Below are 11,048 nucleotides of genomic sequence, written 5' to 3'. Positions count from 1 at the left end.
GACAGGAGTGATACCTATGCCTTACGCAAGAAACTATGGCCTTTACGAAGTCATGACCGCGTTGCAGCAAAGTGACGGCCGTGCCAGTCCGCACAACGGGCAACCGGGGCATGCGTTGGCCTTGCATGTGGATGCCCGTGGCTTGCAGATTTCCGACCGGGTGCGGCCAACCGGTGAGGATTTGCCGGGCGGGTACGAGGGCAAGACCAGCCCGTCTGGCCGATCGATTGGTAATCCGGGAACAGCACCCATCACTGAGCCAGGGCGGGCGTTCATCATGGGTACCTCGACCCTCCCAGGACCCGCCAATGGCCAAGAGGTCAAGGACACTTGGGAGCATTTCGAGCTGCAAAAAAATCGAAGCGCGATTACCGCGCGCATTAACGCCGGCCTGGCGTCCGGCCGGCAGCGGCTGATCGACAATGCCAATGCCCTGGCCGCGCAACCGCTGCCCACCGCTGTCGGCGGGGCCATTGTCAATCGGATCAACCGGACCTACGTGAACAAGTTTCTGGGCACCGAGTTTTCCGGGGTGTTTGCCGACTCCCAGCAAGCCGCGATTGTCGCTCGCGATGTGCTCAATTCCACCATCGGCTTTCAGCAGCTACAGACACTCGATGCCGGCGCGACGCGCGCGACGATCGAAACACCGGTCAACCCTGTCATCGGCGTCAATCCGGTGCTGCTCTATCAGTCGCGCCGCGATGTGGTAGGCGGCGATACGCCAGGCCTGGTACAGATCTCGTCGGCCTGCATGCTGGTCGACCGCATGCCTGACGGCACCCTGCACATCCATACCTTCTACCCGGTGCCTTGACGCCATGGCCACGACCCAAGCTCATCGCGAAATCCAGGTCACCAGTGTGTTGGGAGCCGACGTGTTGCTGTTCCGGCGCATGCAGGCCCTTGAGGGCCTGTCCCAGCTCAGCGAATACCGGCTGGAGCTGTACAGCGAGCGCGCCGACCTGAATATCGATGACCTGCTGGCCACCCAGATGACGGTCGCGGTGGACCTGCCCAAGGGCGGCAGCCGCTACTTCAACGGGCACGTCAGCCACTTCGCGTTCACCGGTCGCCAGGGGCGTTACGCCACCTACACGGCGGTGTTGCGACCGTGGCTGTGGTTCCTGACGTTGGCCAGCGACTGCCGGATTTTCCAGGAACTGAGCGTGCCGGACATCCTCAAGCAGGTGTTTGCGCCCTACAGCATTGCGGATGTCGATACCTCGGGCTTGAGCGCCAGCTACAAGGCACTGACCTACTGTGTGCAGTACCGCGAGAGCGACTTCAATTTTGTCAGCCGCTTGATGGAACAGCAGGGCATCTACTACTTCTTCAAGAGCGCGGCCGGGCGCCACACCTTGGTACTGGCTGATTCTTACGGTGCCCATTCGCCCGCACCGGGGTACGCCCAGGTGCGTTTCATGCCCGCCGAAGACCACGCCATGCGCGAAAGCGAAGTGATCTACGACTGGCGCATGAGTGGCGAGGTGGAACCGGGCGGCTACACCCTGCAGGACTTCGACTTCGAAAAGCCCAGTGCCAACCTGTTGGCCAAGTCGACCCTGGCCGGCAGCTACCCGCAGTCGCGTCATGAACGTTACGACTACCCCGGCAAGTACACCGAGCGCAAACAGGGCGAAACCTACGCGCGCACGCTGATCGAGTCGCTGCACACCGGCACCCAGCGCGTCACTGGCGCCACCCGCGCGCGTGGGTTGTTTCCGGGCGCGCTGATGACCCTGACCGAACACCCGCGCAGCGAGCAGAACGCGCAGTTCCTGTTGCTGGAGGCGCGTTATCGCTTGTCCTCGGACACCTACGAGCCGACGCCGCCGGACCATCCCGAGCCGGTGCTCACCTGCGAGTTCGTTGCCCTGTCGCGCCAGCAGCAATTCCGTGCGCCGTGTGTGTCGCGCAAGCCGCTGATGCACGGCCCGCAGACGGCCATGGTGGTGGGCAAGCAAGGCGAGGAAATCTGGACCGATAAATACGGGCGCATCAAGGTGCAGTTCCACTGGGACCGCGAAGGCAAGCGCGATGAAAACAGTTCGTGCTGGATTCGTGTGGCCCAGGGCTGGGCTGGCAAACGCTGGGGCGCGCTGTACACGCCGCGTATCGGCCAGGAGGTGGTGGTGAGTTTTCTTGAAGGCGACCCCGACCAACCGCTGGTGACCGGCAGTGTCTACAACGCCGACACCCTGCCGCCCTATGCGCTGCCGGAAAATGCCACGCGTTCGACGATCAAAAGCAACTCATCCAAGGGCGGCGGTGGTTACAACGAGCTGCGTTTCGAAGACAAGAAAGGCGCGGAACAGGTGTTCCTGCACGCCCAGAAGAACCTCGACCAGCGCGTGCTCAAGGACTCCCTGGACTGGGTCGGCGGTGACCGCCATTCAAAAGTCGACAACGACCTGCGCGAGAAAGTCGGCGGTGACCGGCATTCCTCAGTAGGCGGCAATCGCAACGAAAAAGCCACCGGCGCCGTGTCGATGACCGCCGGCACCAACATGATCATCGATGGCAAGTTGAAGACCGGTGTTACTGCCGGCCTCGACGTGCACATCAAGGGAGGCATGAACGTGGTGATCGAAGCCGGGGCGACCATCACCCTGAAGGTCGGCACGACCTTTCTCACCCTCTCCCCGGCGATGATTCTCGCCTCGACCATTCCCATCCCATTGCCCCAGGCGGGCACTGCCGCGACCGCGCTGGCGCTGTCGGCCGCCACCGGACCTGCCGGCGTGCCGTTGCCGCCCAAGGAGGCCGACGATGGCAAATAACCCTTACAGGAGCCCGCTATGAACCTGATCCTGCTGGTCAAAAGCTACCGTGACCAACCGATGCCCGGTGACGTGATCTGCCGGTTTACCGAGGTGGGTGGCTCCATCGGCCGAGGTCCGGACAATGACCTGACCCTGGACGACCCTGGCAAATACATTTCGCGGGTGCATGCGCGCATCGAGCTGCGTGGCGCCGAGTTTTACCTGACTGACACCGGCAGCAATCCCAGCCTGGTCAATGAGCGTCCGCTGGGTAACGGGCGCGAGCGCGTGCTGGAGGAGGGGGATCGCCTGGTGATCGGTGATTACGCCCTGGAAGTGCGCCTGGAGCAGCCAGCCGCCGTCGAACCCGAAGACGATGCCCTGGCGACACGGATCCTGCCGCCGTTGTTTGTACCTCCACCGCCGCCCGTGGCCGCGCCGCTGCCACCCCTGGAAGTGCCCCAGCCGTTGGTGCGCAACCCGGAAGTGGTGGTGCCGGTGCTGCTGCATGATGACTTGGCCGGTGCGCGCATTCTGGAGGGCGGCTCGTTGTTTGACGGGGCGATGCCGTTGTCGGACCCGTTGGGGTTGAATCCATCGCTGACGCCAGCGTTTCGCGGCACTGAAAGTGACCACGTGGCGCCGCAGTTGCAGGCGTTCAACGCGCCGTTGTGGCAAGCGGAGCCGCAGGTGATTCCGGAGGATTACGACCCGTTGTTTGGCCTGTCCACCCAACCCACGTTTTCCCCGGAACCCCATGTGGGAGCGGGCTTGCTCGCGAAGAACGATAACGCGGTCATTCAGGAGCAACCGGTCGTCTTGGAGACCTTCGCGAGCAAGCCCGCTCCCACATTGACCGCGTCCAACAGTGATGACGCTGTGTTGCATGCGTTGCTCCAAGGCCTGGGCCTCCCCGACCTTCACACCACCCGTACCCCCACGGAGCTGGCCCAGTTGGTCGGCGAAATGCTCCGCGCCGCCACCACCGGCACCATGGATGTGCTCATGGCCCGCGCGCTGACCAAGCGCGAAAGCCATATCGACATGACCATGATCGGCGCCTATTCCAACAACCCACTCAAATTCTTCCCCGACGCCGACAGCGCCCTGACCCAGATGCTCGGTGGCGACTCGCCGGCCTATATGCGCCCGGTCAAGGCGATGAACGCCTCATTTGAAGACCTCAAGGCCCATGAACTGGCGGTGATCGCCGGCATGCGCGCGGCCCTTGGTGCGGTGGTGCAGCGCTTTGATCCGGCACGGGTCGAGCAACGCCGCACCACCCATGGCGCGCTGGACAAGTGGATGCCGGCGCGGCGCAAGGCGCGGTTGTGGGACCGTTTGGTGGAGCGCTACGAAGACCTGGCACGGGATGCCGATGAGGATTTGCAGCGGTTGTTTGGTGAGCTGTTTTCCAAGGCTTATGAGGAACAGGTCGCGCGGATGCGGCAATGAGGGGCAGGGCCTGCTTCGCAGGCCAATGCGGGACAAGCCCGCTCACCACAGCCATCCACCCATTTTTGAGTAATAGTCATGTCCTGGAATAACAAAGTCGTCTGGTCCGAAGGCATGCTGTTGCAGCCTCAACACCTGCAACAACATGACCGTTTCCTGCAGGCCCAACTGGAAGCCCGCGTCAGTGCTTTGCGTGCTTACAGCTGGGGTTTTTCCACGCTGGAAATCGACCCGCAGCAGTTGGCCATGGGCAAGTTGTCCTTGTTGTCGTTCAGCGGCGTGTTGCCTGACGGTACGCCGGTTGGCCTGCCTTTCGGCGATGAAATGCCGTTGCCCCTGGAGATCCCCGGCGACGCCCGAGATCTGAAAGTGGTGTTGGCGCTGCCCAGCCTGCGTCCTGGCGTGTCGGAGGTGGATGACAACCCCAGCTTTGAAAACTTCGCCCGCCATCGCAGCAGCGAGTACGAATCTTGGGACAGCAATGGCCTGGACAGCAGCGCGTTGATGAGCATCGGCAAACTGCGCCTGCGCCTGGCGTTTGAAGGCGATGTAGCGGATGCCTACACCACCCTGGGCATCGCCCATGTGGTGGAAAAGCGCGCCGACAAAAGCGTGGTGCTCGACCGCACTTACTGCCCGCCGTGCCTGGACATGCGCGCCGCCGAACGCCTGGGGGCGTTTGTCGATGAGCTGCTGGGCCTGGTGCAGCAGCGGGTCGAGGCGCTGGCGTCGCGCCTGACTCAACCCGATGGCAGCGGCGCCGCAGAAATCGCCGACTTCCTGCTGTTGCAGGTACTCAATCGCAGCCTGCCGTTGGTGCGCCACTTGGCCGCGATGACTGGCCTGCATCCCGAGCAGTTGTACCGCGACCTCGCGAGCTTGGCCGGTGAATTGGCGACCTTTACCCGCGATGACAAGCGCGCCTCTGCCTACCCGGCGTACCGCCATGCAGCCCTGGCGGAAACCTTCGCCCCGGTGATGCTCGACCTGCGCCGCGCACTGTCGACGGTGATGGATGCGCGCGCCATCGCGATCCCGCTGGAGGAGCGCCAGTACGGCATTCGTGTGGCGGTGCTGCCCGACCAGGACCTGCTGCGTTCGGCCACCTTTATCCTGGCGGTGCAGGCACAGATGTCCGCCGAGAGCGTGCGCAACGGCTTCCCGCCGCAGGTGAAGATCGGCTCGGTGGAGAAGATCCGCGACCTGGTCAACCTGCAACTGCCGGGCATCGGTCTGCGCCCCTTGCCGGTGGCGCCACGGCAGTTGCCGTTTCACGCCGGTTTTACCTATTTCGAACTCGATCGCAGCAGCGAATATTGGCAATTGCTGAGCCAGTCGGCCGGCTTTGCCCTGCATATCGCCGGGGTGTTCCCAGGGCTGGACATGCAGTTCTGGGCGATCCGCAACTAAGGCAAGGTGACTGACGTGAACGACACTTTTGAAGGCGACCCGGATCGCACCCTGCTGATTCCCACTCCAGGCGGACGCAGGGCAGCACCGCCGGTAACACCGGTACAGCGCGAATCCATGGTGTTGCAGGGCCAGGGGCTCAACCCGCTGGTGCGTGCTGCCAACCCGCTGCTGGACCTGGTGGTGCCGTTGCGCAGCCTCACGGCCATGCCGGATATGGAAAGCCTGCGCCAACGCCTGATCCAGGCGGTGCAGGCCTTCGAAGCCCAGGCCCGCGCCAGCCAGGTCGACGTGGAAACCGTGGCCGCCGCGCGCTACGCGTTGTGCACTCTGGTCGACGAAACCATCGCCAGCACCCCGTGGGGCGCCGGAGTGTGGGGCAGCCGCAGCCTGTTGGTGACCTTCCACAACGAGGCGTGGGGCGGCGAGAAGTTCTTCATGATCCTGCAGCGCCTGAGCCAGGACCTGCGTACCCATATCGACGTGCTGGAGTTGATGTACCTGTGCATGGCGCTGGGCCTGGAGGGACGTTATCGCGTGCTGGATCGCGGCCTCGATCAGTTGGGGTTGCTGCGTGAACGCCTGCTGCACTTGATCAACCAGCAACGTGGCAATCAGGAGCAAGACTTGTCACCGCGTTGGCGCGGTGCCGAAGCGCCGCAGGCCTCGATGTTGCGGCGGGTGCCGTTGTGGGTGTTGGCGTCGGTGGCGGCGGTGCTGCTGTTGAGTGTGCAACTGACCTACAGCTGGTTGCTCAACCGTGCGTCCGACCCGGTGTTTGCCCAGCTGGGTTCGATCCGTGTGGCTTCGCCGCTCAAGGTGGCGGTGCCGGCCACGCCTGCGCCCGTGCGCCTGGCCGGTTTCCTCGCGCCGGAAGTGGCCCAGGGGCTGGTGGCGGTGAAAGACAGCGCCGACCGCTCGGTAATCACACTGCGCGGCGATGGGGTGTTCGCCTCCGGCAGTGCCGAAGTGTCGAGCAACTTCGACGGCTTGCTCGCACGCATCGGCGATGCCCTGGCTACGGTGCCGGGGGATGTGGTGGTGGTTGGGCATACCGACAACGTGCGGCCCTCGGCGACCTCACGGCTGGGCTCCAACTTTGATCTGTCCCAGGCGCGGGCCAAGACCGTCGCACGCTTGCTGGCACAACGGGCCGGGCCGGTGGAGCGTTACCGCAGCGAAGGCCGTGGCGAAACCGAACCCTTGGTGCCCAACGATTCAGCGGCGAATCGCGCGCGTAACCGCCGCGTCGATATCACCGTATTGATCCCTTCCCAGGCGCAATAGCCATGAATTTTTCGACGCTGTTTTCGTTGTTATGGTCCCCGGTGGAGCGCTTCATCCTGTGGCTGCTCAAGCCCTGGTTGTTGTCGCTGATCGGTGTGGCCTTGCTGTCCCTGCTGGTGTGGTACGAAGGCCCGTTGCTGGCGTTCAACGGCAGCGAGCCGTTGGCGCCGGAGTCGCGGCGCTGGGGTTTGATCGGGTTGTTCGTGTTGGTGTGGGTCAGCTATTTTGCCTGGCGCCTGTGGCGGGCCTGGCGTGCCAACCGTGGCTTGATGGCGGGCGTGGCCGACGCACCATCGGTGGCGCCCGGCGTGCGTGAGTCCCAGGCTGAAGTGGCCGAGTTGGGCGAACGCATGCGTTCGGCCATGGCGGTGCTGCGCAAGGCCAATCCTGGCTGGAAGATGAGCGGGCAGTACCTGTATCAATTGCCGTGGTACATGTTTGTCGGCGCGCCGGGCAGCGGCAAGACCACGGCACTGACCCATTCCGGGTTGCAATTTCCCCTGCGCGAGGCCATGGGCAGCGGTGCAATCGGCGGTGTCGGCGGCACGCGGCATTGCGATTGGTGGTTCACCGATGAAGCGGTGCTGCTCGACACTGCCGGGCGCTACACCACCCAGGACAGCTACACCGAAGTCGATAAGGCCGCGTGGGGCGGCTTCCTCGATTTGCTGAAAAAGTACCGCCGCCAACGCCCGGTCAACGGTGTGATCGTAGCCTTGAGCGTCAGCGACTTGTTGCAACAGACCGAGGCCCAACGCCAGGCTCAAGCCGTGGCGATCCGCGCGCGCATCAATGAGCTGTACGAGCGCCTGGGCTTGCGCTTCCCGGTGTATGTGATCATCACCAAGTGCGACTTGCTCGCGGGCTTTTCGGAGTTCTTCGAAACCTTCGGCCGCGACGAACGCGCGCAGGTGTGGGGCGTGACCTTTCCGTTGGCCCAGCCACCCCAGGTGGAGACGGGCCTGGCGTCGTTCCCGGGCGAGTTCGATGCCCTGGAGCGTCAGTTGCAACGGCGTGTGCTGGAGCGTTTGCAACAGGAGCGTGACTTGTCACGACGCGCGTTGCTCTACAGCTTCCCGCAACAGTTCGCCAGCCTGGGCGACGGCCTCACGCGTTTTCTCAATACAGTCTTCGAAGCCAATCGCTACCAGGAACCGGCACTGCTGCGGGGTGTGTATTTCACCAGTGGCACCCAGGAGGGCAGTCCTATTGATCGGGTGCTGACCTCGCTGGCGGCGTCCTTCGGTCTGGGCCGCAAGGTGCTGGCGCCGAATGTCGCCAGTGGGCGCAGTTACTTCATCACCCGCCTGCTGCGCGAAGTGATCTTCAAGGAAGCCGGGCTCGCCGGGGTCAATCACCAAGAGCAACGGCGCCGACGCCTGCTCGGCCGCGCGGGGCGCATGGCGGCGGGTGTGGCGTTCGTCCTGCTGCTGGTCGGCATGACCATCAGTTATACCCGCAACCTGCAACTGATCGCCGATGCGTCCAGTGCCGCCACCAACGTCGCGCAATTGGCCAAAGCACTGCCGGCCGAAGGCGATGTGCTGGTGACCCTGCCGTTGCTGAATGCTGCGCGCGCGTTGCCCAGCGGCTACAGCGACGGCGACCGCAGTGTGCCGTTGCTCAGCCGCATGGGCCTGTACCAGGGCAACAAGCTCGGTGCGGGCGCAGTCACGTTGTATCGGCGCTTGCTGCGCAGCACCTTGTTGCCGCATATCGTCGCCAACCTGGAAAACGCCTTGCGACGTGGCGATGCGAGCAATCAGGAGTTTCTCTACGAAACCCTGCGTGCCTACCTGATGCTCGGCGAGCGGCAGTTCTTCGACGCACCGTCGGTGCAGGCCTGGGTCGATGTGGACTGGCGTCGCGAACTGCCCCAGGCCACGCCTGCACAGTTGCAGCAACTGTCGGACCACGTCACGGCGCTGTTGGAGGCCGACGACGAGGCCGAGCCGGTGCAACTGGACAGCGCGCTGGTGGCCAAGGTGCGCCTGGCGTTGGCGAGTATGCCGTTATCCCAGCGCATCTATAACCGGGTGAAGCGCCAGGTCGACCAGCAACACCTGCCCGAGCTGAGTGTGAACAGTGCGGTGGGGCGGGATGTTTCGTCGTTGTTTACCCGCGCCAGTGGCGAACCGTTGTCCCGTGGGGTGAGTGGCGTCTACAGCATCGCCGGCTACCGGGAACTGACCCGCAAGACCCCGCAGGCCGTGGCCGAGATGGCCAAGGACAGTTGGGTACTGGACCGCCAGGAGTCGGCGCAGATTGCCGGCGCCAACCCGGCCATGCAGGCGGCGGTGCTGGAGCTTTACTACGCCGACTACATCCGCCAATGGGACAGTTTCCTTGCGGATGTGCACCTGGCACCGTTGACCAGCCTTGGCCAGGCCTCGTTGGTGACCAATGTGCTCGCCGCCAGCGATTCACCGTTGCGCGCGTTGCTGGTGGCGGTGTCGAAGGAAACCACGCTGGAGGGGGTGTTGACCTCGACCACAATCAAGGACACCGATCAGCGCGTGCGCGACAAGATCGCTGCGGCCACGCAAAAGCTGCAATCGGCGCTGGGTGGCGATAGCCCGGCACCGGTGGCGGACGCGTCGGCCAACCCGGTGGACCCGCATTTCGCCGCGCTGCATCGCTTGGTGGGCAACGGCACCGGCCCGCAGCCGGTGGATGAGGTGTTGGCGTCGCTGAAGGACGCCGGGCAATTCTTCGACAGCGCTGACGCCGCGCGCCGCAGTGCTGCGCCGGCACCTTCCAACGAGGTGTTGGGGCGCTTGAAACGCTCGGGTGACACGCAGCCTGCGCCGTTGTCGACGCTGCTGCGGGATGTGGAATCGGGGGGCACGGCGCTGACCCTTGGCAATGAAAAAGCCCGGTTGAATGCACTATGGGAGGCGAGCGGCGCACCGTTCTGTCGGGCGGCCATCGATGGGCGTTATCCGCTGGTGCGCAGCTCGGCCCGCGATGCCACCGCCGATGACTTCGGCAAGTTTTTCGGCCCAGGTGGGTTGATGGACGATTTTTTCAGCAAAAACCTTGCGGCGTATGTCGACATGAGCGGCAGCCAGTGGCGCTGGCGTTCAACTGGCGTGACGCCGCTGAATATCTCCCAGGATGTACTCAATCAATTCCAGCGTGGCGCCAAGTTGCGCGATATGTTCTTCGTGGCCGGTGCGCGCCAGCCGTCCATGCGTTTTGACTTGAAACCCCTGGGGGCAGATCCGGCACTGAGCAAGGTCACGCTGGATATCGATGGCCAGCCGGTGGTGTTTGACGCTGGGACGGTGGCCGACTTCGCCAGTATCTCGCTGCCCAGCGGCAAGTCCGGCGGCCTGGTGCGCCTGGACGCCACGCCAGGGCTGGCCAGCCCACTGCGCAGCGACGGCCCCTGGGGTTGGCTGCGCATGATGGACAAGGCTGTGGTGAACACCCAGGGCGAACAGCTGCAACTGACCTTCAACCTGGAAGGCCATCGGGTGGCGTATCTGCTGCGCGCTAGCAGTGTGATCAACCCATTCCGCCGCGACAGCTTCGAGCAGTTCCATTGCCCGGGCAGCTTTTAGGAAACCACCATGAATGGATTTTTCGGCAAGGTTCCCACCCTGGGAGACTTTGTCAGTCGTCGCTTGGCACCGGAATTCCTTGGCCCGTGGGACGCCTGGTTGCAGGCCGGTTTGCAGTGCAGTCATGAGCGTCTGGGCGAGCAATGGCTGGAGGTGTATCTGTGCAGTCCGATCTGGCACTTTGCGTTGACGGCGGGTGTGTGTGGTGAACAGGGCTGGGCCGGGGTGATGATTCCCAGTGTGGATCGGGTGGGGCGCTATTTTCCACTGACCGTTGCTGCGGCAGTTGGAGACGGGCTGATGTTGGATGCGACCTGGCATGGTGAGGTGGAGCGCTTGGCGTTGTCAGCCTTGAGCGAGGCGTTTTCCCTCGAAGTATTTGATGAGTCAGTACAGGCGTTGCCATTGCCCATGCTTATCGAACGAGCAGATCCCGCCATGCGGGTGTTGTTCTGGAGCGAAGGTTCCCCCCACGTTGCGCCGACGCGTTGGGAAGGGGAGGGATTGCCCGATGCTGAGACCTATGCCGACATGCTCGGCGGCCCATGGCCCTGAATGAAAAAGC

7 protein-coding genes are annotated in these 11,048 nt (G+C 63.8%); all 7 read left to right on the top strand.

Annotated features, from left to right (window positions below; translation table 11 throughout):
- Positions 1-16 precede the first annotated feature (16 nt).
- Positions 17-817, top strand: coding sequence for a hypothetical protein (locus AYR47_RS25725; RefSeq protein ID WP_033896851.1), 801 nt, complete (start codon positions 17-19; stop codon positions 815-817).
- 4 nt (positions 818-821) lie between these two features.
- On the top strand, positions 822-2,783 hold the full coding sequence (locus AYR47_RS25720) for a type VI secretion system Vgr family protein (protein WP_061448909.1): 1,962 nt from the start codon (positions 822-824) through the stop codon (positions 2,781-2,783).
- Between the two features lie 18 nt (positions 2,784-2,801).
- On the top strand, positions 2,802-4,220 hold the full coding sequence (gene tagH / locus AYR47_RS25715; RefSeq protein ID WP_061448908.1) for a type VI secretion system-associated FHA domain protein TagH: 1,419 nt from the start codon (positions 2,802-2,804) through the stop codon (positions 4,218-4,220).
- 78 nt (positions 4,221-4,298) lie between these two features.
- Positions 4,299-5,630, top strand: a complete 1,332-nt coding sequence (tssK, locus tag AYR47_RS25710) for a type VI secretion system baseplate subunit TssK (RefSeq protein WP_061448907.1) — start codon at positions 4,299-4,301, stop codon at positions 5,628-5,630.
- 15 nt (positions 5,631-5,645) lie between these two features.
- On the top strand, positions 5,646-6,917 hold the full coding sequence (icmH, locus tag AYR47_RS25705; protein ID WP_061448906.1) for a type IVB secretion system protein IcmH/DotU: 1,272 nt from the start codon (positions 5,646-5,648) through the stop codon (positions 6,915-6,917).
- Between the two features lie 2 nt (positions 6,918-6,919).
- Positions 6,920-10,483, top strand: a complete 3,564-nt coding sequence (gene tssM / locus AYR47_RS25700; RefSeq protein ID WP_061448905.1) for a type VI secretion system membrane subunit TssM — start codon at positions 6,920-6,922, stop codon at positions 10,481-10,483.
- Positions 10,484-10,492: 9 nt separating this feature from the next.
- On the top strand, positions 10,493-11,038 hold the full coding sequence (gene tagF / locus AYR47_RS25695) for a type VI secretion system-associated protein TagF (protein ID WP_033896845.1): 546 nt from the start codon (positions 10,493-10,495) through the stop codon (positions 11,036-11,038).
- Positions 11,039-11,048 lie beyond the last annotated feature (10 nt).

It is taken from the genome of Pseudomonas azotoformans (assembly GCF_001579805.1).
Lineage (GTDB): Bacteria > Pseudomonadota > Gammaproteobacteria > Pseudomonadales > Pseudomonadaceae > Aquipseudomonas > Aquipseudomonas azotoformans_A.
Note: the sequence above shows the minus strand (reverse complement) of the source record. Positions and strands in the feature narration are given on the sequence as shown.

What these genes read in the sequence shown, in the direction of transcription:
- AYR47_RS25725 (WP_033896851.1), top strand. Translation starts at nt 17, where the DNA reads ATGCCTTACGCAAGAAACTATGGCCTTTACGAAGTCATGACCGCGTTG.
- AYR47_RS25720 (WP_061448909.1), top strand. Translation starts at nt 822, where the DNA reads ATGGCCACGACCCAAGCTCATCGCGAAATCCAGGTCACCAGTGTGTTG.
- tagH (WP_061448908.1), top strand. Translation starts at nt 2,802, where the DNA reads ATGAACCTGATCCTGCTGGTCAAAAGCTACCGTGACCAACCGATGCCC.
- tssK (WP_061448907.1), top strand. Translation starts at nt 4,299, where the DNA reads ATGTCCTGGAATAACAAAGTCGTCTGGTCCGAAGGCATGCTGTTGCAG.
- tssM (WP_061448905.1), top strand. Translation starts at nt 6,920, where the DNA reads ATGAATTTTTCGACGCTGTTTTCGTTGTTATGGTCCCCGGTGGAGCGC.
- tagF (WP_033896845.1), top strand. Translation starts at nt 10,493, where the DNA reads ATGAATGGATTTTTCGGCAAGGTTCCCACCCTGGGAGACTTTGTCAGT.